The sequence below is a fragment of the Paracidovorax konjaci genome (assembly GCF_900112675.1).
Classification (GTDB): domain Bacteria; phylum Pseudomonadota; class Gammaproteobacteria; order Burkholderiales; family Burkholderiaceae_C; genus Paracidovorax; species Paracidovorax konjaci.
Genome location: NZ_FOMQ01000004.1, coordinates 402,402 through 428,190 on the forward strand (window position 1 = coordinate 402,402; position 25,789 = coordinate 428,190).

Genomic DNA, 25,789 nt, shown 5'->3' on the forward strand with positions numbered 1-25,789 from the left:
CGCGGGCGGGTCAGGGCTTGCGCTCGAACACGAGATCCCACACCCCATGGCCCAGGCGCAGGCCCCGGTTCTCGAACTTGGTGAGTGGGCGGTAATCCGGCTGGGGCGCATAGCCATCCGCCGTGTTGGAGAGCAGCGGCTCGGCGGAAAGCACTTCCAGGATCTGTTCGGCGTAGGGCTGCCAGTCGGTGGCGCAATGCAGGTATCCCCCGGTGCGCAGGCGCCGTGCGAGCTTGGCGACCAGCGCCGGCTGGATCAGTCGGCGCTTGTTGTGGCGCTTCTTGTGCCAGGGATCGGGAAAGAAGATGTGCACGCCCTGGAGCGTGCCTTCCGGCAGCATGTGGTCGATCACCTCGACGGCGTCGTGCTGCAGGATGCGGATGTTGGACAGGCCCTGCTCGCCGATGCGCTTGACCAGCGCGCCGACGCCGGGCTCGTGCACTTCGCAGCACAGGAAATTGTCCTGCGGGCGCACGCCCGCGATGTGCGCGGTGGCCTCGCCCATGCCGAAGCCGATCTCCAGGATCAGCGGCGCGCAGCGGCCGAAGGCGGCGTCGGCATCGATGGGCTCCGGTGCGTAGTCGAGGATGAATTCGGCGCCCCAGGTTTCGAGCGCCTTGGCCTGGCCCGTGGTGGTTCGGCCGGCACGCCGGACATAGGATTTGATGGCCTTGGGATACGGAACGTCCGCGGGCGCGAGGCCGTCGCCGCGCGGTGCGGCGGGGGAGGCGGGGCCGGTGTCGGCCAGGGGGGATTGCGTAGCTGTCACGATGGTGGATTGTAGATTCGTGGCCACGCCTGCGCCCAGTAAGCCAACGCCCCGGAAACGCCGCTGTCGTGCGGATGCAGCAGGGCCGGCAGGCCCAGCACGGATGCGGCGGCGGACAGCGCGGCCACCGGCTCGCGCGTGTCCACGGCCGGAGCGCCGTGCTGCTTGGAAAGCTTCTCTCCGTCGGCCGCACGCACCAGCGGCGTGTGCAGGTACACGGGCGCGGGCCACCCCAGGGCATGCTGCAGCAGGAGCTGCCGGGGCGTGTTGTCCAGCAGGTCTTCACCGCGGACCACGTGGGTGACGGCCTGGTCCGCGTCGTCCACCACCACGGCCAGCTGGTAGGCCCACAGCCCGTCGGCGCGGCGCAGCACGAAGTCGCCCACCACGCCGGCCACGTCCTGGTGGCGCGCGCCGAGCCGGCGGTCGTGCCAGGCCACGCCGTGGGCATCGAACCGGGGTTGCAGGGCCGCGTCCGGCGCTGCGGGCGCGGGGGCGGCTTGTGCGAATCTTTTCTGGATTTCCGTCGCATGGAACCGCCAGGAGCGTGCCGCGCGCCCGCCGAGCCCATGCCGGCACGTGCCGGGATAGGGCAGCTCGGCATGCCGGTGGCGTTCTCCGTGGTGCTGGCGGTGGATGCGCTCGATGTCGGCGCGCGTGCAGGCGCAGGGATAGGCCTGCCGGCGCTCGACCATGCCGCCGAGCACGGCCGCATAGCGCGCCTCCCGCGACGATTGCCACAGCACCGGCCCATCGGGCTGCAGGCCGCAGTCCGAGAGCTGGCGCAGGATGGTTTCGGCGGCGCCGGGCTGGCAGCGCGGGCCGTCCACGTCTTCGATGCGCACCAGCCAGCGTCCGCCGCGCCCGCCGTCCGCGGCGCGTGCGTCCAGCCAACTGGCCAGCGCAGCGACCAGCGACCCGGCATGCAGCGGGCCGGTGGGCGAAGGAGCGAACCGGCCGATGTAGCGCCGGCTCATGCCAGTGCCAGAGCCAGCTCCAGGCCCGACACGAACGCATCCTCGACCCGGTGACCCAGGCACCAGTCGCCCGCCAGGCCGATGCCCGCACCCGCGTCCCACAGGTGGCTGCGGCCGAGCGGGCGCGCCGTCTGCGCGTCGCGCCAGCGCAGCACCTCGGCATGGCCCGGCGCGGCGCGCACGCCCGTCACTTCCGCGAAGGCCTTGAGCAGCTTGGCCTTCACGCGCTCGGGCGCGTCGTCCAGGTGTTCGGCCGACCAGGCCGGGCTGGCCTGCACGGTCCAGCGCTCCACACCCGAGCGCGCGGGTTTGGACGATTCGCGGGCCAGCCAGGCGATGCGGTGGTGGGTGCTGCGCGCCGCGTTCCATTGCGGGCCCAGCGTGTTCAGGCCGGGCTGCACTGCATGGGGGTAGGCGAGCATCAGCGTCCAGCAGGGCGCCACCTCGACGGCCTCCAGCGCCTTGGCCAGTGCGGACGCCAGGCCGCAGCTTTGCAGCAGCGCACGGGCCTCGGAGGCGGGCAGGGCCAGCAGCACCGCATCGAAGCCGGCGTGCACGTGCTGCGCGCCGTCCTGTGCGCAGGTGCGCAGTTGCCAGCCCGTGGGCTGCAGCGGATCGCGGGCGATGTGCGTCACCCGGGCGTCGGTCAGCAACTGGCCGGCGCGCGCCAGGGGCTCGGCCCAGGCGCCGACCAGCGATTGCATGCCCGGAGTGGCCACCCAGTGCGGCTCGCGTGGCGGCGGTGCGGCGGCGGCCACGCGGCCCGCGGCGTCCAGCACGCGCACGGTGGTGGCGCTCCAGGGCCGGCACAGGCCCGGCACGGTTTCCAGGGCCCGTGCGAAACGGCCGTCGCGCACGGTGAAGTACTGGGCGCCGGCATCGAACCCGCCGAACGGCGAATCCACCGTGGCCGTGCGTCCGCCGGGCCGCTCGCCCTGCTCGAAGACCACCGCGGCGTGGCCGGCCTGCACGAGCGTGCGGGCGCAGGCGATGCCGGCCATGCCTGCGCCGATCACCGCGAAGCGCCGGGCCGGGGAAGGCTCCGCAGCGGGGGCCGCGCGGTCGGCGGTGTCTCGGGTGCGGAAGCGGGAATGGGATCGGGAAGAGGTCATGGTCCGGCCTTTCTGGGATGCATCGTCGGGGGCCTGGCGGCCACCGGGGATGGGTTCACTCTACACGGCATGCGGCGCCGCGGAGGTGGGAAAAACAGGGGGGTGTGCGGCGCATCGCACCGGGGTCAGAAAGGGTGGTGGTTTTCGAGCAGCGCGGCGCGCGTGGCCGGGCTTTCGAGCTGCTGCAGCCACCACTGCAGCGCGCGGCCGGGCGGCGCATGGCCGGCGCCGCCCCACGCGTAGTGCAGGCGCACGCGCCGCGCGGGGCGGGCCACCTCGCGCACGACCAGGCGCCCCGCGTCCACGTAGGGCCGCACCATCGGCTCGGGCAGGAAGCCCGCGCCCAGGCCGCGCAACTGGGCCTGCAGCTTGGTCTGCATGCTGTCCACGGTCAGCACGTCCTGCCCGCCCAGCAGGCCCATGGTGACACCGCCGCGCTGCGCCGAATCCGCCACGGCGATGGCGCGGTGCTGGCGCAGGACCGTGTCGGTGAGCGGCTCGGGCGCGGTCGCGAGCGGGTGGTGGGGCGCCACGGTGAACAGGAAGAGCAGGTCGCCCATCACCGCGCCCTGCAGGCCCGCCGCGTTGGATGCGTTCACGGCCACGCCGATCGCGAGGTCCGCGCGGCCGGTGGTGAGCGCTTCGAGCGTGCCCGTGAGGATGTCGTCGCGCAGCTTGAGCCGCGTCGGGGGCGACTGGGCATAGAACGCCTCGACCAGCTCCAGCAGGGTGGTGGGGGAGATCACGCCGTCGGCGGCGATGGTGAGCTGCGGCTCCCAGCCCGTGGCGACCCTGCGCACCCGGTGCGCGACGGCCTCGGCTTCTTCGAGCAAGCGCGCGCCCTCGCGCAGGAGTTCGCTGCCGGCGGCGGTGGGGCGCGCCTGCCGCGCGCTGCGGTCGAACAGCAGCACGTCGAGCGCTTCCTCGATCTGGCGCACCCGGTAGGTGAGGGCGCTGGGCACCAGACCGAGCTGCCGGGCTGCCGCCGCGAAGCTGCCGGTTTCCGCGATCACCTGCAGCATGGCCAGGGTGTCGGGCGTCAGGGCGTCGCGGGCGGTGGCGTTCGAGGTCATGGGCGGCTGGCGATTCAAAGGTTTTGAATGATGCCTTCAATCGCGCTGCGCCCGCAAGGCGGAGCCGGCTTCTACAGTGGCGGCACTGTCCACTGCCGCTCCATGCTGACTGTCCGCAAATCGTGCGACCGGGGCCATGCCGACCACGGCTGGCTGCGCTCGCTCCACAGCTTCTCCTTCGCCGGTTACCGCGACGCGCGGTACATGGGCTTCGGCAACCTGCGGGTGCTGAACGAAGACCGCATCGCGCCCGGCGCCGGCCTGGGCCTGCACAGCCACCGCGACGTCGAGATCCTGAGCTACGTGCTCTCGGGCGTGCTCGCCTGCCGCGACTGCGGCGGCCGGGTCCAGTCGATTCCCGCGGGCCATGTGCAGCGCATCTGCGCGGGAACGGGCGTCACCTACGCGGAGTTCAACCAGGCCCCCGACCAGGCCGCGCACTACCTGCAGATCTGGCTGGAGCCGGGTTGCCGGGGTGCCGTGCCCGAATGCGCGCAGGTGCCGGGCCCCGCCCTCCAGGAAGCCGGGCTGCTGCACCTGCTGGCGGCTCCGGCGGCCCCGCCGGGGGCGCTCGCGCTCCATGCCGATGCCCGCCTCTATGCGGGCCGCTTCGACGGCGCGGATGCCGCCGGGCTGGCGCTCGACCCGGCCCGGAAATGCTACGTGCACATGGTGCGCGGCACCCTGCAGGCCAACGGCCGGGCGCTGTCCGGCGGCGATGCGGTGTTCATCGAGCATGAAACCCGCCTGGACCTGTGCCACGGCCAAGGCGCCGAGGTGCTGGTCCTCGATCTCGCCGCCTGACCTGACCGGCACTGTCCGCACACGTTTTCCCCTCGCTTTTCGTTTTCACTCAACCCACCAACCCGGAGTTCTTCCATGGCAAACATCGCAGTCGTCTACCACTCGGGCTACGGCCACACCCAGCGCCTGGCCCAGGCCGTCGCCGACGGCGCCAACGCGCAACTCGTCGCCATCGATGCCGACGGCAACCTGCCCGAGGGCGGCTGGGACACCCTGGCCGCCGCGGACGGCATCATCTTCGGCACCCCCACGTACATGGGCGGCCCGAGCTGGCAGTTCAAGAAATTCGCCGATGCGTCGTCCAAGGCCTGGTTCAGCCGCGCCTGGCAGGACAAGGTCTTCGGCGGCTTCACCAACAGCGCCAGCCTGAACGGCGACAAGCAGGTGTCGCTGATCGCCCTGCAGACGCTGGCATCGCAGCACGGCGGCATCTGGGTCAGCCTGGGCATGCTCCCCAGCAACGCCAAGGCCGCCACGCGCAACGACGTCAACAACCTCGGCGGTTCGGTGGGTGTGCTGGCGCAGTCGCCCTCGGACGCCAGCGTGCAGGAAATGCTGCCCGGCGACCTCGAAACCGGCCGTGCCTACGGCGCCCGCGTGGCCCAGATTGCGCAGCGGCTGCGCGGCTGATACGGTTCGCCCTTCCCGCGGGCGGCACCGCCGGCCAGGTCCGTCCGCCGCCCGCTCCCCTGTCTGCCTCCGCTGAAAGCGCAGGCCCGCACCCGGAGGACCGCCCATGGGCACGAATGCCGCTCCCCCCGACGACAACGGCGCCGCCGCGCCGCCCTTCCTGCTGCTGAACGGCCACGCCAAGGACCTCGGGGGCGGCTTCCATGTCCGGCGGCTGCTGCCGGCGCTGCAGCGGCGGTCCATCGGCCCCTTCGTTTTCTTCGACCATTTCGGGCCGGTGGATGTGCAGCCGGAGTCCGAGTACGACGTGCGACCGCATCCGCACATCGGGCTCGCCACGGTCACCTACCTGTTCGACGGCGCGATCATGCACCGCGACAGCCTCGGCTCCGCCCAGGAGATCGCGCCCGGTGCCATCAACTGGATGACCGCCGGCCGCGGCATCGTGCATTCCGAACGGCGGCCCGAGCGGCTGCGCGGTCGCTCGTATGTGAACCACGGCATCCAGCTCTGGGCCGCGCTGCCCTCGGAGCACGGGGAGACGGCGCCGTCCTTCGTGCACACGCCCGCAGACGCGATTCCCGAGGTGCACGACGCCCTGGGCGGGCGCGTGCGGGTGCTCATCGGCAGTGCCTTCGGCACCACCTCGCCCGTGGCCACGCTCTCGCCGACGCTGTACCTGGACGTGCAACTGCCCGCGGGCGGCGCGCTGCCCCTGCCGTCGCTCGTGCCCGAAATGGCGATCTACGCGGTGGAGGGCGCGCTGCGGCTGGAGGACTCCGCCGGCCGTGCCATGGCCCAGCCCGCCGGCACGCTGGCCGTCCCGCTGGGCGATGGCCCGGTGCGGATACAGGCGGCCGATGGCGAGGGCCCGGTGCGCTGCGTCGTGATCGGCGGCGCGCCGCTGGACGGCCCGCGCCACATCTGGTGGAACTTCGTCTCCGACCGCAAGGAGCGCATCGTGCAGGCCGCGGACGACTGGGAGGCCGGGCGCCTGGGCAGCGTTGCGGGCGATCCGGAGCGCATCCCGCTGCCCGAGCGGCATTTCAAGCCGTGAGCGCAGTGGCCGGAGTGTTCAATAGTCGAATCGGCTCCATGCCGCCGGATTCATTGAATAGTTTGCTCACTTTTCGATAGCGATCGGCGTGTCCTGCGCCGCGTCTTCTGGCGCCGGTGCCACGGGCGCAGCCGGCGCCGACAGGTCCGCGGCCAGCACTGCGCGCTCGTCGAACACGAAGCAGCCGCCGCGGTAGTGCGCGCCATCGGTCTGCTCGAAGTATTTGAGGATGCCGCCTTCGAGCTGGTAGACGTGTTCGAGCCCTTCCTCGCGCATGAGGATCGCGGCCTTCTCGCAGCGGATGCCGCCCGTGCAGAAGCTCACCACGGTCTTGTCCTGCAGCCCGGACTTGTGCGCGCGCAGGGCGGGCGGGAATTCGGTGAACTTCGCGATGCGCCAGTCGATGGCGCCTTCGAACGTGCCGTGGTCCACCTCGAAGGCATTGCGGGTGTCGAGCGTGACGACCGGCCGGCCCGCATCGTCGTGGCCCTGGTCGAGCCAGCGGCGCAGCGTGGGCGCGTCCACCGCGGGTGCCCGCCCGGCGGCGGGGCGGATGGCGGGGTGGTCCATGCGGATGATCTCGCGCTTCACTTTCACGAGCATCTTGCGGAAGGGCTGCGTGGCGGACCAGCTTTCCTTGGGTTCCAGCGGGGCGAAACGCGCATCCGTCTCCCGCAGCCACGCCACGAAGCCGCGCACGGCGGACGCGGGGCCCGCCAGGAACATGTTGATGCCTTCCTCGGCGAGCAGGATGGTGCCCTTGAGGTGGCTCTCCACGCAGCGGGCGTGGATGCGGTCGCGCAGGTCGGCCGCGTCGGGCAGCGGCACGAACAGATAGCAGGAGATGTTGAGGACGTCGTTGTGGTTCATCGCGATGGGCTCGTCCGGCGGGCAGCGCTGCGCCGCGTGGGGCAGGGGCGCCGGCCCCGCGCCCCGCCCGCGCCGCGGCGTCAGGCCGCGGGCGTGAGCAGCGTGGAATCGATTTTGTTGGCCAGCTGCGCGATCGCCAGGGCCGCGGGGCAGCCAGGCATCTGCATCAGCAGCAACTGGCGCCGCATGACCGCATCGCGCACGGAGGTGTCGGCGGGGATGTCGCCCATGTGCAGCAGCCGCATGGGGCGGCCCGATTCGGTGGTCACGAAGCGGTCCAGCACCTGCTGGAGCTGGCTGGTGATGGCACGGCCGTCGCCCGGGCGCGCGGCCTGGTTGACCACCATGCGCACGTACTGGCGCTTCTGCTGGGTCGCCAGCACCTTGATGGCCGCGTAGGCGTCGGTGAGCGAAGTCGGCTCGGGCGTGGCCACGATCAGCACCTCGGACGCGAGCGAGACCGAGAACAGCACCACGTCGGAGATGCCGGCCCCGGTGTCGAGCAGCACCACGTCGAAGCGCGGCGCCAGCGTCTGGATCACGTTGAGGAATTCGCTGCGCACCTCGGGCGTGAGGCGCGAATACTCGACCATGCCGGAGCCGGCGAGCACGACGGAGAAGCCGCCGGGCGCATCGATCACCGCGTCTTCGAGGTCGGCCTTGCCGGTGAACACGTCGTGCAGCGTGACCTTGGGGTGCAGGTTCAGGACCACGTCGAGGTTGGCGAGGCCCAGGTCGGCGTCGAGCACGAGCACGCGGTGCCCGCGGCGGGTGAGCGCCGCAGCGAGGTTGGCGGAAACGAAGGTCTTGCCCACGCCACCCTTGCCGCTGGTGATGGCGATGATGCGTGCGCCGGTGGGCGCGGGCGTGGGGGCAGGGGGCCGGCCCGGCACGGAGGCCTGAGGAGCCGGCGGTGTGGAACGGGGTGACAGCGCGTCGGTCATCTCTGTGCTTTCAATAGGCGCTGCCTGTGGAATCCAAGGGCGGGGGAAGGTCGCCCCAACCCGAGGGAGTGTACAGCGGACCGAAAAGCAAACTCTTCTCCTCGGCACTCACGGTGCTGTCCGGCTGGTCCTCGATGCTGACGCGGTTGCGGCCCGCCATCTTGGCCTTGTAGAGCTGGCTGTCTGCCCGCTCGGTCCAGAGCAGCGTGGTGCTGCGGATCCACTGCAGCGCGAAGGCGCCGCCCACGCTGACGGTGATGTTCAGCTCGACCGTGGGCGAGATCCGCACCGGCGTGCGTTCCACCGCGCGGCGGATGCGCTCGGCGACCACGCGGCCGAAGCCGGCCTGGCAGGCCGGCAGCACGACGGCGAACTCCTCGCCGCCGTACCGGGAGAGCGTGTCCATGGGCCGCACGCAGTTGCTCAGGGTGCGCGCCACCGACTGCAGCACGATGTCGCCCGCCAGGTGCCCGTAGGTGTCGTTGACCCGCTTGAAATGGTCGATGTCGAGCATCAGCAGCAAGGCCGCCTCGCCCGCGCGCGTGACGCGGTCGATCTCGCGCTCCAGAACGGTGCGGAAATGGCGGCGGTTGGCCAGGCCGGTGAGGGGATCCTTCAGCGACAGCTCGCACAGGCCGTCGATCAGGCCCTGCAGGTAATGCAGTGGCGTATCGCGCGGTATGGCGGCTTCGGAGCCCAGCGCCTGAGCGACCAGAGCGTGCGCTGTCGTCAGGCGCAGGTCGCGCAGGTCCACGGATGGAGGGGTCGCAGATTCAGACACAAAATGCAACAAACAGTGTGGGTCGAGTGTATCAGCGCGCGTGCCCCCATAGGTAACTACAGGGGTAACCGTTGCAACGCCATCAGCGCTTCGCCGTCGGTACGGTAAAGCACCAGGCCCGGTCCGTCCAGCAGGCCTGCGCGGCGCAGCACCTGCTCGACCGGCAGCTTCATGCCGCTGACGTGCAGGACGCCGCCCTGGGCCCGGGCGAGCCCGCGCAACCGCGCGAAGCACTCCACGCCGGTCACGTCGATGCGGTTCACCGGCAGCGCGAAAAGGCACACGTGCCGCATGTCCGGGTGGGCCGCCAGGTGGTCCGAGATGCGGCGTTCGAGCGCCGCTGCGGATGCGAAGTCCAGCTCGGCGTCCATCCGCACCGCGAAGAGCGCGGGCGCCAGCGGGGGCAGCAGCCACAGGTGGCGGTCGCGCAGGCTGCCATCGGGGTGTTGCCCCACTTCGATGATGCGCGGATGCAGCCGCTGGTAGAGGAAGTGGCACAGGTTCATGACCAGGCCTGCCAGCACGCCCCAGTACATGCGCGGCGCCGTCGCCAGGGTCAGGAAGAACGTCAGGCCCCCGATCAACGCCTCGACGCGCGAGATGCGCCACAGCCGCCAGAGCACCGCCGGCTTGATGAGGCTGGTCACGGCGGCCACCACCACGGCGGCGAGCACCGACTGCGGCACGTGGTAGAGCGCCGGCGTGAGCCACAGCAGCACCGCCAGCACGAGGGCCAGCGCGAAGATCGTCGCCCAGCCGCTCCGGGCGCCGGCATACAGGTTGATCGCCGACCGCGAGAACGATGCGCTGGTGGCGAAGCTGCCGCACAGACCCGAACTCATCTTGGCCAGGCCGTGGGCGATGAGGTCCTGGTTCTCGTTCCAGCGGGTGCCGCCCTGCTGGTGCTCGACCTTGGCCGACGATGCGGTCTCCAGGAAACTCACCAGCGTCACCACGAGCACCGGCATCAGCAACTGCCCGAACTGCTCCCAGCTGAGCCAGCCGGGCCAGTAGGGCTGCGGCAGCCCGGACGGCAGGTGGCCCACCACGGCCCCGTCGTGGTCGGCATAGCCGAGCGCGCGGCTTGCGAGCGCGGCCACGCCCACGATCACGATGGCCGACGGAAAGCTGGAGCGCCAGCGGCGCGCGAGCGTCAGCAGCGCGAGGCTGCCCAGCCCGAAGGCGGCGGCCGTGCCATCGAAATGGTGGATTGAGGGCGACGCGGCCAGCGCATGCCAGGTGGTGCGCAGCCCGAGCAGCGCCGGCAACTGCGAAGCCAGGATCAGCAGCGCCGCGGCCTGCGTGAACCCGCTGAGCACGGGCGACGTCACCAGATTGAGCAGCCAGCCACCCCGCACGGCGCCCAGCAGCAGTTGCACCAGGCCCGAGAGCAGGGCCATCCACGCCGCCAGTGCCACCCACTGCGCACTGCCCGGCTCGGCCATGCCCGTGAGCGACGCGCCGATCAGCAGGCTGGTGAGGGCCGTGGGGCCGACGCCCAGGCGCGTGGAAGAGCTCCACAGCACCGCGATCAGCGCCGGCACGAGCGAGGCGTAGATGCCCGTCACGAGCGGCATGCCGGCGAGGGCGGCATAGGCCACGCCCTGGGGCACCAGCATCAGGCCCACCGTCATGCCGGCCCAGAACTCGCCCTGGAGCAACTGCGGATCGGGCCGCGGCCAGCCGAGGAAAGGGAACCAGCGCTGCAGCGCGCGGCGGCGGTCGGACGGTGCGGGTGGCGCGGCCGCGGGCTGCGGACCGGGGGCGGGAGACGGTGCGGGAGACGGTGCGGGAGACGGTGCGGGAGACGGTGCGGGAGGCATGGGGCGATTCTCGCCTCAGGCGTCCTACGCAAGCTTCGGCGTTGTCCGACCGGGGGGCGCCACGGTCGAGCCTACATTCGTTCCAACCCCTTCCCCGGACCCTTCGAGGAGACCTCCATGACGCACGATGCCCCTTCCCCCAAGAGCACCCAGCAGCGCGTGCTGACCATCCTGTCGGCCACCGCGCTCGCGTTCGGCTTGGCCGCCTGCAACCGGCAGGACGAGCAGACCGTTGGCCAGAAGATCGACGCCACGATCGAACGCACGGGCGAGGCCGCCTCCGACGCGCAGCGTCGCATGGAAGCCGCGGCCACCGAAGCCAGCCAGGCATCGCGCCAGGCTGCCGCCCGCGCGGCCGAGGTGATGGACGACGCCGGCATCACCGCGAAGGTGACCGCCGGACTGGCCCAGGATGCCGAACTGAGCGCCATCAAGATCGACGTGGACACCCGCAACGGCATCGTGACGCTGTCCGGCCCCGTGAAGAACGACGTGGCCCGCGAGCGCGCCAGCCGCATCGCCGAGAACGTCAAGGGCGTGAACTCGGTGGTGAACCAGCTCACCATCGCGCCGGGCGCCACGGGCTGACCGCGGCGACCGAAGGCCCCTGCTGTGCGCCCCGGTGCGCCAGCGGACGGGCCGGCGGCGATACCATCGCCGCATGACCTTTCCTGACTCCGACGCCACGCCGGGCTCCGAGCCCGCGACACGCCTGATCCACCACGCCTACGTGCCGCCGGCCGGTTTCTCCGCGCCGCAGCCGGCCGTGCACAAGGCCTCCACCGTGATCTTCCAGAACGTCGCGGCGATGCGCGCCCGCGAGTGGAAGGACAAGACCAGCTACACCTACGGCCTGCACGGCACGCCCACGAGCTACATCCTGGAGGAACGCCTGTGCGAGCTGGAAGGCGGCCTGCAGTGCGTGCTCATGCCCAGCGGGCTGGCCGCCATCGCGAACGTTGCGCTCGCGCTGCTGCGCTCCGGCGACGAGGTGCTGATCCCCGACAACTCCTACGGCCCCAACAAGGCGCTGGCCGAGGTGGAACTGGCCCATTACGGCATTCGCCACGGCTACTACGACCCGCTCGATCCGGCCGACCTCGCCGCGCGCATCACCGATGCGACCCGGCTCGTCTGGCTCGAAGCGCCGGGCTCGGTCACGCTGGAATTCCCCGACCTGGCCGAACAGGTGCGCATCTGCCGCGCGCGCGGCGTGACCACGGCGCTGGACAACACCTGGGGGGCCGGCATCGCCTTCAATCCGTTCGACCTGCTGGGCGACGGGCAACTGGGCGTGGACGTGTCGGTGCACGCGCTCACCAAGTACCCCAGCGGCGGCGGCGACGTACTCATGGGCAGCGCGATCACGCGCGACCCCGCCCTGCACCTGCGCATCAAGCTCACGCACATGCGCCTGGGATTCGGGGTGGGTGCCAACGATGTCGAAGCCGTGCTGCGTTCGCTGCCCAGCATCGGGCTGCGGTACGGTGCGCACGACGTGGCGGCACGCCGGCTGGCGCGCTGGATGGCCGACCAGCCGGCGGTCGTGCAGGTGCTGCACCCCGCATTGCCCGGGTCGCCCGGGCACGAGCATTGGGCCGCGCTCTGCGCCCGCGGAGGCGGGGAGGGCGCCGCGGCCGGGCTGTTCAGCGTGGTCATCGACGCGCGGCATGCGCAGGACCGGGTGGATGCCTTCTGCGATGCGCTCAGGCTGTTCAAGATCGGCTACAGCTGGGGCGGGCCGATGAGCCTGGTCGTGCCCTATGAGCTGCGGTCGATGCGCAGCCGCCCGACCCCCCATCTGCGGGAGGGCACGGTGGTGCGTTTCTCCATCGGGCTGGAAGGCGTTTCCGACCTGCAGGCCGACCTCGCCCAGGCCCTCGCGGCTGCGTTTCCCGCCGGCTGAGTGCGGGTACCATCGGTATCAGCACGCACCGAGGGGTCTCGGGGCGTCCTGATACATTGGCTTTCCATACAGCATTCAAGGGGTCCTCATCTTGGCAACACCCAATTACGGATACGAAAAGCGGCAGCGTGAACTCGCCAAGAAGAAAAAGAAGGAAGAAAAGGCATTCGCCAAGTCCCAGCGCAAGACCGATGAACCCGGTGGCGAATCCGAGGCGGATGGCAGCACGGGCGATGCCGCGGGCACCGACGCTCCCGCTGCGGACGGCGCCGCCGACAGCAACCGGGCCGGCTGACGCGCCGCCCCGCGCAGGCTGGCTGCCTCAGCGCAGCAGCCGGCGCAGCTCCGGCCACACGTTGGCCAGCATGAGAGGGTGCGCTTCGGCGCGCGGGTGGATGCGGTCCGCCTGGAACATCGCCGTCGGATTCGGCCCGTCGGCCACGCCCTTCAGCAGGAAGGGCACCAGCGCGGACTGCGTGCTCTTGGCCACCGCGGCGAACACGCCCTCGAAACGCCGCGTGTAGTCCGAGCCGTAGTTGGGGGGCACCTGCATGCCCACGATCAGCACCCGGGCGCCGGCCTTGCGCGAGGCCTCGGCCATGGCCTGCAGGTTGGCCTCCGTGCCCTGCAGCGGCAACCCGCGCAGCGCGTCGTTGCCCCCCAATTCGAGGATGACATGGGTCGGACGGTGCTGGGCCAGCAGGCCCGGCAGGCGCGAACGGCCCCCGGCCGTGGTGTCGCCGCTCACGCTGGCGTTCACTACCGTGGCAGCGATCTTTTCTTGCGACAGTTGCTTCTCCAGCAGGGCCACCCAGCCCGTGCCGCGCGCGAGGCCGTATTCGGCGCTCAGGGAATCGCCCACCACCAGGATCACGGGCTGGCCGCCGGCCGCGGCGGCGGGTTGCGCGGCCGCGATGGGGGCATAAAGCCCCAGAACGGCGGCGCTTGCGGCCGCCACGATAAAGTCTCGCCGGAATCCATCCATTCGCATCACTGCAAAGCACCTTTCATGTCGGAACATTCGCCGGAAACACCGTCCCAGCCCGCCGCTCCCATCATCGCCGTGGAGCATGTGCACAAATCGGTGACGGATTCCACCGGCACGCTCGACATTCTGCGGGATATCGATTTCCGGCTCGCACCGAGGGACACCGCCGCCATCGTGGGCGCCTCGGGCTCGGGCAAGAGCACGCTGCTGTCGATCATCGCGGGGCTCGATACGCCCACGCGCGGCACGGTGCGGCTGGGCGGCGAGGACCTGTTCGCCCTCGGCGAGGACGACCGCGCCGCCCTGCGCGCGCGGCGCATGGGCTTCGTGTTCCAGAGCTTCCAGCTGCTGGGCAACCTTACGGCGCTGGAGAACGTGATGCTGCCGCTGGAGCTGGCCCAGCGCCGCGATGCGCGCGCACTCGCCACCGAGATGCTGGGCCGCGTGGGCCTGGGCCAGCGCCTGTCGCACTACCCCAAGGTGCTTTCGGGCGGCGAGCAGCAGCGCGTGGCGCTCGCGCGGGCCTTCGTGGTGCAGCCCGACGTGCTGCTGGCCGACGAGCCCACCGGCAGCCTGGATTTCGCCACCGGCGAGACGATCATGCGGCTCATGTTCGACCTGAACCGCGAACTGGGCACGACGCTGGTGCTGGTCACGCACGACCGCGGCATCGCGGCGCAGTGCGACCGGCGCATCACCATCGATGCCGGCCGGATCGTGCCGGAGCATTGAGACGGGAGCGCTTCGGCGCCTCCGGCGCCCCCGGCCGCTTGCGCACGGGCTCAGGTCTTTTGTGTTCCATGCCGCCGATTCCATTGAATAGTTTGCTATTGAAAATATAGCATTCGATCGCAGGCCGCCGGGCGCGGATAATCGCCCGCATGTCCTCCAGCCCCAAAGTGCTATTCGGCTTCCACGCCGTGGGCGTGCGCCTGAAGACCGCGCCGCAGTCCATCATTGAGATCTACTACGAGGCCACGCGGCGCGATGCGCGCATGCGCCAGTTCCTCGACCGCGCCAAGGAGGCGGGCGCGCGCCTCATCGAGGCCGACGCGATGCGCATCGCCAAGCTCGCCGGCAGCCACGGCCACCAGGGCGTGGCCGCGCGTGTCGAGGCCGTGGCCCAGGTCCATTCGCTCGACGAGCTGCTGGAGCAACTGGAGGCCGACGGCGTCGAGAAGCCGCTGCTGCTGGTGCTCGACGGCGTGACCGACCCGCACAACCTGGGCGCCTGCCTGCGCGTGGCCGAGGGCGCGGGCGCCCATGCGGTGATCGCCCCCAAGGACCATGCCGTGGGCATCAACGCCACGGTGGCCAAGGTCGCGAGCGGCGCGGCCGAGACGATGCCGTACTTCATGGTGACCAATCTCTCGCGCACGCTGGGCGAGCTGAAGGAGCGCAACATCTGGTGCATCGGCACCAGCGACGACGCCCCGCGCACGCTCTACCAGGTGGACCTGAAGGGTCCCGTCGCGCTGGTGCTGGGCGCCGAGGGCGCCGGCATGCGGCAGCTCACGCGCAAGACCTGCGACGAGCTGGTCTCGATCCCCATGAAGGGCGCGGTGGAGAGCCTGAACGTCTCGGTGGCGAGCGGCGTGTGCCTCTACGAGGCGCTGCGCCAGCGCGGGGGCTGAACGCCATGGCCGGCGCGCCCCTGGACACGCTGCGCGCCTGGGTTGCCGAGGCGCCCCGCATCCTCGTGCTCACCGGCGCGGGCATGAGCGCCGAGTCCGGCGTGCCCACGTTCCGCGATGCGCAGACCGGCCATTGGGCCCACCTGCGCCCCGAGGAAATGGCCAGCGTGGAGGGTTTTCGCGCGCAGCCCGGCCTGGTCTGGGACTGGTACGCGCACCGGCGCGCGCAACTGGCCGGCGTCGAGCCCCACGCGGGCCACCGCGCGCTGGCCGATTTCTCGCGCCGCTACCCGGACCGGCTCACCCTCGCCACGCAGAATGTGGATGGCCTGCACCAGCGCGCCGGCAGCACCGGCGTGCTCTGCCTGCACGGCGATCTGCGCACCGACCGGTGGCTCGATCCGCCGCGCCTGTGCTGCAACGTGTCGGCGGCCGTGCCGGGCAGCCCGCCCACCTGTGGCACCTGCGGCAACCGCTTGCGCCCCGCGGTGGTGTGGTTCGGCGAAGCGTTGCCCGAGGCCTTGCTGGAGAAGGCGCAGGACGCCGCCCATGAGTGCGCGCTGATGCTGGTGGTGGGCACCGCGGGCGTGGTCTATCCGGCCGCCGGGCTGGCGCACATCGCGCACCGGGCAGGCGCGCGCGTGGCCGTCGTCAACCCGGCGCCCAGCGCGCTCGACGACCTGGCGGATCTGGTGGTGGCCTCCACCGCGGCGCAGGCGCTGCCGGCCATCCTGGCCGGGTAGAGCTGCGTTGGCGGGAGGCGGGCCGCGCCTGGTGCCCACCGCCCGGCATAATCCGCCGGTCTTCAGGGCGGGGTGCAATTCCCCACCGGCGGTAGGCGGACGCGGAATCACCGTGGCCGCGAGCCCGCGAGCGCTCCTGCCGCGAGGCGGGAGGTCAGCAGACCCAGTGCGAGGCGGCCTCCATGGCTGCCTTCAGTCTGGGGCCGACGGTCATAGTCCGGATGAAAGAAGATGCTGCCGGTCGTCTCGCGCGTGCTTTCGGGCCGAGTGCGGACGGCCGCGCCGTGCCATGCCAGTTCCGCCGCGGCGGTGCGGGTGTGCGCCGGCGCGCGGCCGGCCGCATGCCAAGCCTTGGAGCGTTCTTTTCCAACCAAGGAGCGTTTCCATGAATACCCTCGCCATTCCCTCTCCCATACCGCCCGTCCATGGCGCGGACGGGCCGCAGGCCCGCTGCCTTCCGTGCGCCACCTCCGACGGCGTTCCGCTGGCGCCCATGGCCGACGTCCTCGCGCAGATCGCAGCCGGCCGCCCTGTGCTGGTGCTCGACGACGCCGACCGAGAGAACGAGGCGGACCTCATCTGCGCGGCCGAGAACCTCATCGAGGCCACGATGGCGCTGATGATCCGCGAGGGCAGCGGCATCGTGTGCCTCTGCCTGCCACCGGACCATGCGCTCGCGCTCGGGCTGCGGCCGATGGTGGAGGTGAACCGGTCGTCGTTCGCGACCGCCTTCACGCAGTCGATCGAGGCCGCCTGGGGCGTGTCGACGGGCGTATCGGCCGCGGACCGCGTGCAGACCATCCGCTGCGCGCTGCGCACGCCCCCACTGGGTGCCGCACCGGAAGTGGTCAGCCCGGGACACGTGTTCCCGCTCGTGGCGCGGCCAGGCGGCGTGCTCGAGCGCGGCGGGCACACGGAATCGGCCGTGGACTTGGCCCGCCTGGCCGGGCTGCGGCCCGCGGGCGTGCTGTGCGAGCTGATGAATCCCGACGGAACGATGGCGCGCGGCGCAGACGTTGTCCGCTTCGCCCGCACGCACGGGTTGCTCTGCACCACGGTGCAGGCGCTGGCCACCCACCGGCGCAGCACCGGCGAGGGCGGTTGATGCCCAGCCGCAGCGGCGGGCCCTGCGGCGGTCAGGCTTCGGCCGGCGCCTCTTCGCTGGCCTGGCTCAGCGCTTCTAGCGCATCGGCGTCGAGCTGGAGCTGCGCGGCGCGCACGAGGTCGTGCAACTGCTCCAGCGAGGTCGCGCTCGCGATGGGTGTGGTGATGCCGGGCTGCGCCATCTGCCAGGCGATGGCCACCTGGCCCGGGGTGGCTTCGTAGCGCTCGGCCACTTCGTCCAGTTCGGCCAGGATGCGCAGGCCGCGCGGGTTGAGGTATTTCTCCACCGTCTTGGCGCCGCGCGCGCTTTTCGAGGCATCGTCCTCGCTGCGGTACTTGCCGGTCAGGAAGCCCGCCGCGAGCGCGTAGAAGTTGATGACGCCGATCTGCTGCTCCACGCAGAGCGGCTGCAGTTCGGCCTCGAACACCGCGCGGTCGTAGAGGTTGTAGAGCGGCTGCAGCGATTCGTAGCGCGGCAGGCCCAGCCGCTCGCTGGTGGCCAGCGCCTCGGACAGGCGCGCGGCCGTGTGGTTGGAGGCACCGATGGCGCGCACCTTGCCCTCGCGGATCAGGTCGGCATAGGTGCCCAGTGTGTCTTCGAGCGGGGTGGAGGCGTCGTCGTCGTGCGACTGGTAGAGGTCGATGCGGTCGGTGTGCAGGCGGCGCAGCGAATCCTCGACCGCGCGGCGGATGTAGTCGGGCTTGAGGCCCACCTTGCCGTCGCCCATGTCCTTGCCCACCTTGGTGGCCAGCACGATGCGGTCGCGCTTGCCGCTGCGCTTGAGCCACTGGCCGATCAGCGCCTCGGATTCGCCGCCCATGTGGCCCGGGTTCCAGCGCGAATACACATCGGCCGTATCGACGAAATTGAAGCCCGCGTCCAGCCAGGCGTCGAGCAGGGAGAACGTCGTCGGCTCGTCCACGGTCCAGCCGAACACGTTGCCGCCGAAGCACAGCGGCGAAACCTGCAGGCCGGAACGGCCGAGGGGGCGCAATTGCATGGGAAGTCTCCTGGAGGTGAGTGGGGAAGCGGGGCGCGGCGGCCCCGTGCGACCCATTGTTGCGGCGCAGCGTATCCCTCGTGCCGGCGCAGTTGTAAGCGCCTGTGTGCCCCCGTCCCGTGGGCGACATCCCGAGGCTGCCCGGGCGCGCCGCCTGGCGCTCACACCCAGCCCAGCGCCCCCAGCAGCGCGCCTGCCCCGAGCAGCCACAGCAGATGGATGCGCGTGCGCCAGACGATCAGCATGCAGGCGGCCGAGACGGCCCACAGCCGCCAGCTCTGCGCGAAGCCGCCGTGCGCGCTGCCGAGCACGAAGGCGGTGGACAGCAGCAGCCCGATGACCACGGGCGCCATGCCCTGCTTGAAGGCGCGCACCACGCGGCGGTCGCGGTTGCGGTGGCCCCAGCGCGCGGCCGCCCAGGTGAGCAGGGTGCTGGGCAGCATCACGCCCACGAGGCACAGCGCCATGCCCAGCAGGCCCAGGGCCCAGCCGCCGGCATTGAGCCCCACCTGCCAGCCCAGCAGGCCGATGAACAGCACGTTCGGCCCCGGCGCCGCCTGCGCGATGGCGATGGACGCGTTGAACTGCAGGTCGGTCAGCCAGCCCTGGCGGCCCACCAGGAAGCGGTGCATGTCGGGCGCCGTGGCGATGGCGCCGCCCACCGTCAGCAGCGACAGCGAGAGGTAGTACGCGAACAGCTGCAGCCAGTCGGAGGGCCCGAGCGACAGCGCGAGCGGCGTGGCGCCGGTCATGCCGGCAGCCTCCGCCACGTCCAGGCGCAGGCCGCGCCGCCGACCACCAGCAGCACCGCCGCCAGCGGCCAGTGCAGCGCCGCCATGGCCACGAAGGTGAGCCCCACGAACGCCACGCCGATGCGTGGGCCCAGCGGGTGCTTGCGCAGTCCCACGCCCATGCGCAGCGCCACCCCCGCCACCAGCCCGGCGGCCACCGCGCCCATGCCGCGCAGGGCGCCGGCGACCGCCGGGTGCGCCGCATGACGGGCATACACCACGGCCAGGCCCAGCACCACCAGCATCGGCAGCAGCAGCATGCCCGCCAGCGCCGCGGCCGCGCCGCGCCAGCCGAAGTACCGGTCGCCCACCATCACCGACAGGTTCACCACGTTCGGGCCGGGCAGGATCTGCGCCACGGCCCAGTCTTCGATGAATTCGTCGTTGGTGAGCCAGCCCTTGCGGTCCACCAGCTCGCGCTGCACCACGGCCAGCACCCCGCCGAAGCCCTGCAGCGCCAGCCAGGTGAACGACCAGAACAGGTCCGTGCAGTCGCGCGGGCGCGGTCGGGGGACAGGGCCCGCAAGGGGGCTGGAGGGCTCGGCGGGCGCGGGATCGGGCATGGCGGGTATGGAGGGCAGGGGTTTGATCGAAATATGCCTCATGCCGCCGTATCCATTGAATAGTTTGCTATTTAAGTTATAGCAAATGCGCGGTGCGTAAGGGCGGCGGCGGCCTGCATCGTACGGCGCGCCGCACGCGGTGGCACGGCACCCGGGGGCGGCCGGGGCCGCCGCGGCGATTTGCGGCCCGGTGCGCCGCAGGGCATCGGCCGGCGCCGCCGTTTCCGGGATACTGCAGCGCCGGCACACTGCGTGCCGTTCGCCTGCGGTGCAGGACACACAAGGACTTCGCCATGGAATTTCCTCCAGAGCTGCGCTCGGCCCTCGCGCCGGGCGGCCGCGTTCGCGCTTCCATCAACACGGGCAACCCCATCCTGGCGCGGCAGGCGGCGGGCAGCCCGCCGGAGGGCGTTTCGGTGGACCTGGCCCGCCGTTTCGCCCAGGCGCTGGGCGCCGAGCTGGAGCTGGTGGTGTTCGATACCGCGGGCAAATCCGTGGAGGCCGTGGCGCGCGAGGCCGCGGATTTCGGCTTCTTCGCGGTGGACCCGCTGCGCGGCGAAGGCATCCTGTTCTCGGCGCCGTACGTGCTGATCGAGGGCAGCTACCTCGTGCGGGAGGATTCGCCCCTCACCGACAACGCCGCGGTGGACCGCGCCGGGCACACCGTCGTCGTGGGCCAGGGCAGCGCGTACGACCTCTACCTCACGCGGGAGCTGAAGCACGCGCAGATCCTGCGCGCGCCCACCTCGCCCGCCGTGGTGGGCACCTTCGTCGATTCCACGGCCGACGTGGCCGCGGGCGTGAAGCAGCAACTGCAGGCCGATGCAGAGCGGCTGGGCGGCCTGCGGCTGCTGCCCGGGCGCTTCATGGTGATCCAGCAGGCCCTGGGCATTCCCCGGGCGCGCGGCGCCGCCGCGCAGCAGGCGCTGTCGGACTTCGTCGAGGAGGCCAAGCGCTCGGGCTTCGTGGCGCAGGCGCTGGAGCGCCACGGCATCCGGGGCGCGACCGTGGCGCCTCCCTCGCAGGCTTGAAAGCCACGGCCCGGCGTGCGGGGCGTGCGGGCTCCGTCCCTGCCTGACCGGCCTGGGAGCGGCCCCAAAACTCTTCGGGCGTCGTCGCCACGTCTTGTCGTACTCCTCGTACTGCCTGCGACGCGGCGCCTGGCCAGAACCGCTCCGCTGGGTTGTGCCAGCCGCATCTAAGATGCCGGCGCGGCGGCCTTCGCCGCGATGGAGTCTGCACGATGAAACTGGTCCGTTATGGCCAGCCCGGCGCCGAGCGCGCGGGGCTGGTGGATGCGCAGGGCACCCTGCGCGATCTCTCGATGCTGCTGCCGGACATCGGCCCCGCCCAGCTCTCGCCGCGCACGCTGTCGGCGCTCGCGGCCCTCGATGCCGCGCGCCTGCCGGCGGTGGAGGGCGCCCCGCGCCTGGCCTGCCCCGTGGGGGGCATCGGCAAGATCGTCTGCGTGGGCCTCAACTACGCCGACCATGCGCGCGAGGCCGGCCTGGCCGCGCCCGCGGAGCCGGTGCTGTTCATGAAGTCCACGAGCGCGGTCAGCGGGCCGTTCGATGCCGTGCGCATCCCGCCGGGTGCGCGCAAGACCGACTGGGAGGTCGAACTGGGCGTGGTCATCGGCACGCGCATGCAGCACGTGCCCGAGGCCCAGGCGCTGGCGCACGTGGCGGGCTACGTGCTGGCCAACGACGTCTCGGAGCGCAGCTACCAGATGGAACACGGCGGCCAGTGGGACAAGGGCAAGGGCTGCGACACCTTCGCCCCCATCGGCCCCTGGCTCGTGACGTGCGACGAGCTGCCCGACCCGCATGCCATCGGCCTGTGGCTGGAGGTGAACGGCGAGCGCATGCAGGACGGCCACACGCGCGACTTCCTGTTCGGCGTGCCGACCGTGCTGGCCTACATCAGCCAGTTCATGACGCTGGAGCCGGGCGACATCGTCCTCACCGGCACCCCCGCCGGCGTGGGCCTGGGCAAGAAGCCCGAACCGCGCTTCCTGCGCGCGGGCGACCTGATGCGGCTGGGAGCCACCGGCCTGGGCGAGCAGCGCCTGGAGTGCGTGGGCGGCTAGTGTTTCCTTCAAGAATCAAACGGTGTATTCTGCGAGACGGAATTTCTCGCAGACCTTTCACGTGTGGATGATTTGTTCGAGCTTAGAACTTAAATGTCTAGCGAGAATGAGCTTGATAGACATCCCTAAGAGATGAGGGAAGTCAATCATTTCAAAGAATTGGCTTAAAGATTTATAAACTATTCAATTGATAGGGAGATTTATGTTGCTTAAGAATTTATATTCGATATTGGTTGGCCTTGCATTATCAGCAAGCTCCTATTCGCAAACTATTGATCTTGAAATGGGTGGGGCCAAAAAAGATAGTGCATTTCTCAGCCAAGAAGAGGCATTGATTGCCACTGGAATGCAGAAATATGATACCAAAGAAAATGAACTAATATTAAACTCCTCGGAAAAAACACAGCAGGAAGCTAGAAGAGTATTTGGTGATAATTATGGTGGTATCTGGGTAGATTATCTTGAGAATGGCTTGGTTCAGCTGGTTGTTGGCTATTCTGGAATAGCGGGAGTCAACCAGAAAATTGCGCTCGAAAGCCTTTCAGGCGTGAAGGTGCTCAACGTGAAGTACAGTCTCAATGAGCTTGAGTTGATGCAGAAAAAAATTCTTGAAATTTTTTCTGGTAAAAAAATAAATGGATTTCCGGCAATTTATGGCGCGGCATTGATTCAGCAAAAGAATAATATTTTAATTCGTGCAGAGGAAGATAATTTAGTCAAAGTCAAAGAAATATTGTGGAATGAAGGTTTTGATTTTGAGGTATTGGACTTCGAGAAACAAAGCGGGCCGGCGACATTCACGGGCATAGTACATGGTGGCACAAAGATATTGGCGGCTGAGAGTTCCCAGTCAACCTCTGCGATGACCTGCACCACAGGGTTTAATGTTATTGTTGATAATGTATATCCTGCTTCGGTTACCGCTGCTCATTGTTATGAGGGGAATAAGTGGAAAAATGTTTATTTTAATCTCGGCACTAGTCCAACAGGAAGCATTCTGGGTGATCAGATCGGCGAGTTCTTTGCTAGCGGCTGGGCTAAAAAAGATGATGCGATAATATTTGGGAATACCAATTTTGTTCACACTGAAGCGGGCACGATGCTGACAACTGGCCAAGCTTCAATCGTCAAAGTAAAAGAGCTTGAGTTGATGCGAGAAAACCAAATGGTTTGCACCCATGGCAGTTCTAGTGGTTGGCGATGTGGAAGAACTGTGGCAATCAGCAGTCCGCAGTATGTCGATGGGGAGTTTTGGTACTTTGTGGAGGTTGATATTTGTGGCAAAGGCGGAGATTCTGGTGGTCCTGTGGTTTCTCAGAAACATAATGCTCAAGGAATTTATTCGGGGACGATTGGAAAATTTCCAAATGGTACATGCGGCACCGCTTTTGGAGGGCAAGTGCGCCCTAATTCGATTGTCCAGCCACTCGATCGTTACTTGGCGAAATATCCAAATGTAAAATTGCGGATAGATTGATTGGTACTGATAATGGAAATTGTCAAGTAGTTTGGTTGTTTTGTCAGTTGGGAATTCATAAAGGTGCCTTCCATTGTCTGGAGTTGAAATTCCCGTATCAGCAAGCTTGATTCCAACAAAGCGTGCCAGTCCATCCTATCGAATAGGCTGCGCCGGCCCTCTCGGTATAAAAAGTAAGAGGCGCTGCGCAGGGTAGCCGATGTGTCCGCGGCCTTATCTCATCCCGCAGTCGCAAAGTGCGCAGACAAGAATGTCTCGTTGCCAGCATTCACCTTTATTTCGAGTCTGGCTTGGTCGTTGTGCTCATGTACTTTGCCTGGAAAGGCAATGCGAGCTATGGGATGGTTCTGGTGTGTAGTTAATGCTGTTGCTGCTAGGCAGTGTGATCCCGAGCGTTAGCTGTAGTTACGTACTGGTCCGAAGGTTCGGCGTTCGCGGCATCCGCTGACAGGGGAAGGGTGCCGCGCTCGCGAGACTGTCGGGCATCCCTCCCCAACACCGGCGCTGCCGGACCGCCATGCGCCCCACCGCCGCCTTCCCCACCACTTTTCCTTCCGCGGCGCCGCGCCGCCGGCCGTGCGCCGGGGTGCTGGCTTCGCTGGCCGCGGCCGCGCTGCTGGCCGGCTGCGGCGACACGGCCCGCCTGCCACCGGAGGCCGGCGTGGGCGCCAGCCCCACGCTGCCCGAGCCGCGCCCCGCGCTCATTCCCACCGTGCACATCGCTCCGGCCAAGGGCTGGCCGGAGGGCGGCGCCCCGCAGCCGATGGCCGGGCTGGCGCTCACGCCATTCGCGCGCGGGCTCGACCATCCGCGCTGGGTGGTCGTACTGCCCAACGGCGATGTGCTGGTGGCCGAGAGCGACAAGCCCGCGCCCGAGGGCCCACCGCCCGACCAGGGGCTGATCAAGAAGGTGCGCAACTGGGTGATGGGCAAGGTGATGGCGAAGGCGGGCTCGGGCGTGCCCTCGGCCAACCGCATCACGCTGCTGCGCGATGCCAACGGGGACGGCGTGGCCGAGACGCGCAGCGCGTTCCTCGAAGGGCTCCACTCGCCGTTCGGCATGGCGCTGGTGGGCAATGAGCTGTATGTGGCCAACACCGATGCGGTGGTGAAGTTTCCGTACAGCCCGGGCCAGACGCGCATCACGGCCGCGCCCACCAAGGTGGTCGATCTGCCGGCGCGCCCGCTCAACCACCACTGGACCAAGAACCTCATCGCGAGCGCGGACGGCGCCAGGCTCTACGTCACCGTGGGCTCCAACAGCAACGTGGGCGAGAACGGCATGGAGGCCGAGGCCGGCCGCGCGGCGATCTGGGAGGTGGACCGCGCCACCGGCGCGCACCGCGTCTTCGCGAGCGGGCTGCGCAACCCCAACGGCATGGGCTGGGAGCCCATCACGGGCGCGCTCTGGACGGTGGTGAACGAGCGCGACGAGATCGGCAGCGATCTGGTGCCCGACTACCTCACCTCCGTGCAGGACGGCGGCTTCTACGGCTGGCCCTACAGCTACTGGGGCCGGCACGGGGATGCGCGCGTGCAGCCGCCGCGCCCCGACCTGGTCGAGAAATCCCTCGTGCCCGACTACGCGCTGGGCAACCACGTGGCGCCGCTCGGCATGGCCTTCGCGGGAAGCGCCGGCCCGGCCGCCGCCCAGCCCGTCACCCCGCAGTTGGCCGAAGGCGCATTCGTGGGCCTGCACGGCTCCTGGAACCGCAAGCCGCGCAGCGGCTACAAGGTGGTGTTCGTGCCCTTCCGGGGCGGCAAGCCCGCGGGCATGCCGCTGGATGTGCTCACGGGCTTCGTGAGCGGGGAGGGCGATGCCTGGGGCCGCCCGGTGGGCGTGGCGCTCGACGGGCGCGGCGGGCTGCTCGTGGCCGACGACGTGGGCAATGCCGTCTGGCGCGTGGCGGCTCCGAAGCCGTGAGCGACGGCGCGGGGTGGCGCACGTCTGCGCGCAGACCCCGGCAGGCAGGTTTGAAGCAAAAATTGCTCCATGCCGCCGGTTCCATTCAATAGTTTGCTATTGTTTTTATAGTGAATGGCTGGTGCCGGTCGGCAGGCCGGGTGCGCAGAGGATGTCCGACCGCAGCACGTACTTGGTGCCGGCCGCCACCGCGGAGCCCTCGTGCCAGGTGTCGTGCACGAACACCAGCGCCGAGCCCGTGCGCGGCTGCACGCGGAAATCGCGGAACCCCGTATCGCCGCCCTCGAAGTCGTCGTTCAGGTAGACCAGCAGCGTCAGCCGGCTCGTGAGGCCGTCTTCCGTCCAGGGGCCGTCCTTGTGCATCCTGAAGCGCTGGCCGGGCCGGTACCGGTAGAAGCGCAGCTCCCGCGGCAGACCCACGGCGGCCTCGCCGGCCAGCCCGGGCAGCGGCAGGGCACGCACGCGCTCCCACAGCGTGGCGACCCAGTCCGGCGCCGCGAACTGCGCGCGCTCGTTGTTGCGCACTTGCGGCAAAGGGCGTGTGCCCGACGCCATGCGCACGGCGGCGGGCTCGAACCCCTCGCGCTCGGCCAGCGCGATCAGCGCCTGGCATTCGGCGGGCGAGAACAGGCCGGGGGCGGAGAGGGCGCAGGGCGTGTGGAGGACGAATCGCGTGGGCATGGAAGCACAGTGGAGGGGCTGGTTCTTTCGGGGTTGGCCGGCACGCCT

At 69.5% G+C, this 25,789-nt stretch carries 27 protein-coding genes and 1 riboswitch; of the genes, 14 read left to right on the top strand and 13 right to left on the bottom strand.

Annotation, left to right across the window (positions count from 1 at the left end; translation table 11 throughout):
• Positions 1-10: 10 nt before the first annotated feature.
• The 4 genes from trmB to BM144_RS08335 form a co-directional block, all read right to left on the bottom strand.
• On the bottom strand, positions 11-769 hold the full coding sequence (trmB, locus tag BM144_RS08320) for a tRNA (guanosine(46)-N7)-methyltransferase TrmB (RefSeq protein WP_245783584.1): 759 nt from the start codon (positions 767-769) through the stop codon (positions 11-13).
• Positions 766-1,746 (bottom strand): tRNA glutamyl-Q(34) synthetase GluQRS, encoded by a 981-nt coding sequence (gene gluQRS / locus BM144_RS08325; protein ID WP_092951011.1) that lies wholly within the window; start codon positions 1,744-1,746, stop codon positions 766-768. Before gluQRS ends, trmB begins: the two co-directional genes overlap by 4 nt.
• On the bottom strand, positions 1,743-2,858 hold the full coding sequence (locus BM144_RS08330) for an NAD(P)/FAD-dependent oxidoreductase (protein WP_175525978.1): 1,116 nt from the start codon (positions 2,856-2,858) through the stop codon (positions 1,743-1,745). The genes gluQRS and BM144_RS08330 overlap by 4 nt, the downstream gene beginning before the upstream one ends.
• 125 nt (positions 2,859-2,983) lie before the next feature.
• Complete coding sequence (locus tag BM144_RS08335) at positions 2,984-3,931, bottom strand: LysR family transcriptional regulator (protein ID WP_092951013.1); 948 nt, start codon at positions 3,929-3,931, stop codon at positions 2,984-2,986.
• Positions 3,932-4,033: 102 nt separating this feature from the next.
• Here BM144_RS08335 and BM144_RS08340 point away from each other — a divergent pair, with 102 nt between their 5' ends.
• The 3 genes from BM144_RS08340 to BM144_RS08350 all read left to right on the top strand — a co-directional run bounded on the left by BM144_RS08340 (position 4,034) and on the right by BM144_RS08350 (position 6,422).
• Entirely contained in the window at positions 4,034-4,735 is a 702-nt protein-coding gene (locus BM144_RS08340; protein ID WP_092951015.1) for a pirin family protein, read from the top strand.
• Positions 4,736-4,810: 75 nt separating this feature from the next.
• The gene (locus BM144_RS08345; protein ID WP_092951017.1) at positions 4,811-5,365 is read left to right on the top strand and encodes a flavodoxin family protein; all 555 of its coding nucleotides are present in this window, start codon (positions 4,811-4,813) and stop codon (positions 5,363-5,365) included.
• A 106-nt stretch (positions 5,366-5,471) separates the two neighbouring features.
• Complete coding sequence (locus BM144_RS08350) at positions 5,472-6,422, top strand: pirin family protein (protein ID WP_092951019.1); 951 nt, start codon at positions 5,472-5,474, stop codon at positions 6,420-6,422.
• A gap of 66 nt (positions 6,423-6,488) precedes the next feature.
• On the opposite strand, the gene BM144_RS08355 is transcribed toward BM144_RS08350, so the two are convergent.
• The 4 genes from BM144_RS08355 to BM144_RS08370 form a co-directional block, all read right to left on the bottom strand.
• Positions 6,489-7,292 (bottom strand): sulfurtransferase, encoded by an 804-nt coding sequence (locus tag BM144_RS08355; protein WP_092951021.1) that lies wholly within the window; start codon positions 7,290-7,292, stop codon positions 6,489-6,491.
• An 80-nt stretch (positions 7,293-7,372) separates the two neighbouring features.
• Entirely contained in the window at positions 7,373-8,236 is an 864-nt protein-coding gene (locus tag BM144_RS08360) for a MinD/ParA family protein (RefSeq protein WP_092951023.1), read from the bottom strand.
• A gap of 10 nt (positions 8,237-8,246) precedes the next feature.
• Positions 8,247-8,990, bottom strand: coding sequence for a GGDEF domain-containing protein (locus BM144_RS08365; RefSeq protein WP_434802654.1), 744 nt, complete (start codon positions 8,988-8,990; stop codon positions 8,247-8,249).
• 83 nt (positions 8,991-9,073) lie between these two features.
• Entirely contained in the window at positions 9,074-10,840 is a 1,767-nt protein-coding gene (locus BM144_RS08370) for a SulP family inorganic anion transporter (protein ID WP_092951027.1), read from the bottom strand.
• 117 nt (positions 10,841-10,957) lie between these two features.
• Here BM144_RS08370 and BM144_RS08375 point away from each other — a divergent pair, with 117 nt between their 5' ends.
• From BM144_RS08375 to BM144_RS08385, 3 genes are all read left to right on the top strand, one after another.
• Positions 10,958-11,428 carry a BON domain-containing protein gene (locus tag BM144_RS08375; protein ID WP_092951029.1) on the top strand — a complete coding sequence of 157 codons (471 nt, stop codon included), beginning with the start codon at positions 10,958-10,960 and terminating at the stop codon, positions 11,426-11,428.
• Positions 11,429-11,501: 73 nt separating this feature from the next.
• Positions 11,502-12,746: a PLP-dependent transferase gene (locus BM144_RS08380; protein ID WP_092951031.1), complete on the top strand. Its 1,245-nt coding sequence runs from the start codon at positions 11,502-11,504 to the stop codon at positions 12,744-12,746.
• A gap of 91 nt (positions 12,747-12,837) precedes the next feature.
• A complete protein-coding gene (locus BM144_RS08385) occupies positions 12,838-13,041 on the top strand; it encodes a hypothetical protein (RefSeq protein WP_092951033.1) in 204 nt (67 codons plus the stop codon).
• Between the two features lie 27 nt (positions 13,042-13,068).
• On the opposite strand, the gene BM144_RS08390 is transcribed toward BM144_RS08385, so the two are convergent.
• On the bottom strand, positions 13,069-13,737 hold the full coding sequence (locus BM144_RS08390; protein ID WP_092951153.1) for an arylesterase: 669 nt from the start codon (positions 13,735-13,737) through the stop codon (positions 13,069-13,071).
• A gap of 18 nt (positions 13,738-13,755) precedes the next feature.
• Between BM144_RS08390 and BM144_RS08395 the strand changes: the two genes are divergently transcribed.
• The 4 genes from BM144_RS08395 (at position 13,756) to ribB (ending at position 17,216) form a co-directional block, all read left to right on the top strand.
• Positions 13,756-14,466: an ABC transporter ATP-binding protein gene (locus BM144_RS08395; protein WP_092951035.1), complete on the top strand. Its 711-nt coding sequence runs from the start codon at positions 13,756-13,758 to the stop codon at positions 14,464-14,466.
• 149 nt (positions 14,467-14,615) lie between these two features.
• Complete coding sequence (gene rlmB / locus BM144_RS08400) at positions 14,616-15,368, top strand: 23S rRNA (guanosine(2251)-2'-O)-methyltransferase RlmB (RefSeq protein ID WP_092951037.1); 753 nt, start codon at positions 14,616-14,618, stop codon at positions 15,366-15,368.
• A gap of 5 nt (positions 15,369-15,373) precedes the next feature.
• Entirely contained in the window at positions 15,374-16,111 is a 738-nt protein-coding gene (locus BM144_RS08405; RefSeq protein WP_092951039.1) for an SIR2 family NAD-dependent protein deacylase, read from the top strand.
• 54 nt (positions 16,112-16,165) lie between these two features.
• Positions 16,166-16,348: riboswitch (FMN riboswitch) on the top strand.
• A 256-nt stretch (positions 16,349-16,604) separates the two neighbouring features.
• On the top strand, positions 16,605-17,216 hold the full coding sequence (gene ribB / locus BM144_RS08410; RefSeq protein WP_245783595.1) for a 3,4-dihydroxy-2-butanone-4-phosphate synthase: 612 nt from the start codon (positions 16,605-16,607) through the stop codon (positions 17,214-17,216).
• A gap of 31 nt (positions 17,217-17,247) precedes the next feature.
• Here the strand turns inward: ribB and BM144_RS08415 are convergent, their stop codons facing one another.
• The 3 genes from BM144_RS08415 to BM144_RS08425 form a co-directional block, all read right to left on the bottom strand.
• Positions 17,248-18,216 (bottom strand): aldo/keto reductase, encoded by a 969-nt coding sequence (locus BM144_RS08415; protein WP_092951041.1) that lies wholly within the window; start codon positions 18,214-18,216, stop codon positions 17,248-17,250.
• Between the two features lie 161 nt (positions 18,217-18,377).
• The gene (locus tag BM144_RS08420; protein ID WP_092951157.1) at positions 18,378-18,968 is read right to left on the bottom strand and encodes a chromate transporter; all 591 of its coding nucleotides are present in this window, start codon (positions 18,966-18,968) and stop codon (positions 18,378-18,380) included.
• The gene (locus tag BM144_RS08425) at positions 18,965-19,570 is read right to left on the bottom strand and encodes a chromate transporter (RefSeq protein WP_092951043.1); all 606 of its coding nucleotides are present in this window, start codon (positions 19,568-19,570) and stop codon (positions 18,965-18,967) included. The genes BM144_RS08420 and BM144_RS08425 overlap by 4 nt, the downstream gene beginning before the upstream one ends.
• 293 nt (positions 19,571-19,863) lie before the next feature.
• Between BM144_RS08425 and BM144_RS08430 the strand changes: the two genes are divergently transcribed.
• The 4 genes from BM144_RS08430 (at position 19,864) to BM144_RS08440 (ending at position 25,060) form a co-directional block, all read left to right on the top strand.
• Positions 19,864-20,601, top strand: a complete 738-nt coding sequence (locus BM144_RS08430; protein ID WP_092951045.1) for a transporter substrate-binding domain-containing protein — start codon at positions 19,864-19,866, stop codon at positions 20,599-20,601.
• A 212-nt stretch (positions 20,602-20,813) separates the two neighbouring features.
• A complete protein-coding gene (locus tag BM144_RS08435; RefSeq protein WP_092951047.1) occupies positions 20,814-21,659 on the top strand; it encodes a fumarylacetoacetate hydrolase family protein in 846 nt (281 codons plus the stop codon).
• 202 nt (positions 21,660-21,861) lie between these two features.
• The gene (locus BM144_RS22700; protein ID WP_139225675.1) at positions 21,862-23,136 is read left to right on the top strand and encodes a S1 family peptidase; all 1,275 of its coding nucleotides are present in this window, start codon (positions 21,862-21,864) and stop codon (positions 23,134-23,136) included.
• 517 nt (positions 23,137-23,653) lie between these two features.
• Positions 23,654-25,060: a PQQ-dependent sugar dehydrogenase gene (locus BM144_RS08440; protein ID WP_092951049.1), complete on the top strand. Its 1,407-nt coding sequence runs from the start codon at positions 23,654-23,656 to the stop codon at positions 25,058-25,060.
• Between the two features lie 105 nt (positions 25,061-25,165).
• Here the strand turns inward: BM144_RS08440 and BM144_RS08445 are convergent, their stop codons facing one another.
• Positions 25,166-25,741, bottom strand: a complete 576-nt coding sequence (locus BM144_RS08445; protein ID WP_175525979.1) for a prolyl hydroxylase family protein — start codon at positions 25,739-25,741, stop codon at positions 25,166-25,168.
• Positions 25,742-25,789 lie beyond the last annotated feature (48 nt).

Excerpts from the sequence above, each read along its gene's own strand:
- gluQRS (WP_092951011.1), bottom strand. The coding sequence starts at position 1,746 with ATGAGCCGGCGCTACATCGGCCGGTTCGCTCCTTCGCCCACCGGCCCG.
- BM144_RS08330 (WP_175525978.1), bottom strand. The coding sequence starts at position 2,858 with ATGACCTCTTCCCGATCCCATTCCCGCTTCCGCACCCGAGACACCGCC.
- BM144_RS08335 (WP_092951013.1), bottom strand. The coding sequence starts at position 3,931 with ATGACCTCGAACGCCACCGCCCGCGACGCCCTGACGCCCGACACCCTG.
- BM144_RS08340 (WP_092951015.1), top strand. The coding sequence starts at position 4,034 with ATGCTGACTGTCCGCAAATCGTGCGACCGGGGCCATGCCGACCACGGC.
- BM144_RS08345 (WP_092951017.1), top strand. The coding sequence starts at position 4,811 with ATGGCAAACATCGCAGTCGTCTACCACTCGGGCTACGGCCACACCCAG.
- BM144_RS08350 (WP_092951019.1), top strand. The coding sequence starts at position 5,472 with ATGGGCACGAATGCCGCTCCCCCCGACGACAACGGCGCCGCCGCGCCG.
- BM144_RS08355 (WP_092951021.1), bottom strand. The coding sequence starts at position 7,292 with ATGAACCACAACGACGTCCTCAACATCTCCTGCTATCTGTTCGTGCCG.
- BM144_RS08360 (WP_092951023.1), bottom strand. The coding sequence starts at position 8,236 with ATGACCGACGCGCTGTCACCCCGTTCCACACCGCCGGCTCCTCAGGCC.
- BM144_RS08370 (WP_092951027.1), bottom strand. The coding sequence starts at position 10,840 with ATGCCTCCCGCACCGTCTCCCGCACCGTCTCCCGCACCGTCTCCCGCA.
- BM144_RS08375 (WP_092951029.1), top strand. The coding sequence starts at position 10,958 with ATGACGCACGATGCCCCTTCCCCCAAGAGCACCCAGCAGCGCGTGCTG.
- BM144_RS08380 (WP_092951031.1), top strand. The coding sequence starts at position 11,502 with ATGACCTTTCCTGACTCCGACGCCACGCCGGGCTCCGAGCCCGCGACA.
- BM144_RS08390 (WP_092951153.1), bottom strand. The coding sequence starts at position 13,737 with ATGCGAATGGATGGATTCCGGCGAGACTTTATCGTGGCGGCCGCAAGC.
- BM144_RS08395 (WP_092951035.1), top strand. The coding sequence starts at position 13,756 with ATGTCGGAACATTCGCCGGAAACACCGTCCCAGCCCGCCGCTCCCATC.
- rlmB (WP_092951037.1), top strand. The coding sequence starts at position 14,616 with ATGTCCTCCAGCCCCAAAGTGCTATTCGGCTTCCACGCCGTGGGCGTG.
- BM144_RS08405 (WP_092951039.1), top strand. The coding sequence starts at position 15,374 with ATGGCCGGCGCGCCCCTGGACACGCTGCGCGCCTGGGTTGCCGAGGCG.
- ribB (WP_245783595.1), top strand. The coding sequence starts at position 16,605 with ATGGCCGACGTCCTCGCGCAGATCGCAGCCGGCCGCCCTGTGCTGGTG.
- BM144_RS08415 (WP_092951041.1), bottom strand. The coding sequence starts at position 18,216 with ATGCAATTGCGCCCCCTCGGCCGTTCCGGCCTGCAGGTTTCGCCGCTG.
- BM144_RS08420 (WP_092951157.1), bottom strand. The coding sequence starts at position 18,968 with ATGACCGGCGCCACGCCGCTCGCGCTGTCGCTCGGGCCCTCCGACTGG.
- BM144_RS08425 (WP_092951043.1), bottom strand. The coding sequence starts at position 19,570 with ATGCCCGATCCCGCGCCCGCCGAGCCCTCCAGCCCCCTTGCGGGCCCT.
- BM144_RS08430 (WP_092951045.1), top strand. The coding sequence starts at position 19,864 with ATGGAATTTCCTCCAGAGCTGCGCTCGGCCCTCGCGCCGGGCGGCCGC.
- BM144_RS08435 (WP_092951047.1), top strand. The coding sequence starts at position 20,814 with ATGAAACTGGTCCGTTATGGCCAGCCCGGCGCCGAGCGCGCGGGGCTG.
- BM144_RS22700 (WP_139225675.1), top strand. The coding sequence starts at position 21,862 with ATGTTGCTTAAGAATTTATATTCGATATTGGTTGGCCTTGCATTATCA.
- BM144_RS08440 (WP_092951049.1), top strand. The coding sequence starts at position 23,654 with ATGCGCCCCACCGCCGCCTTCCCCACCACTTTTCCTTCCGCGGCGCCG.
- BM144_RS08445 (WP_175525979.1), bottom strand. The coding sequence starts at position 25,741 with ATGCCCACGCGATTCGTCCTCCACACGCCCTGCGCCCTCTCCGCCCCC.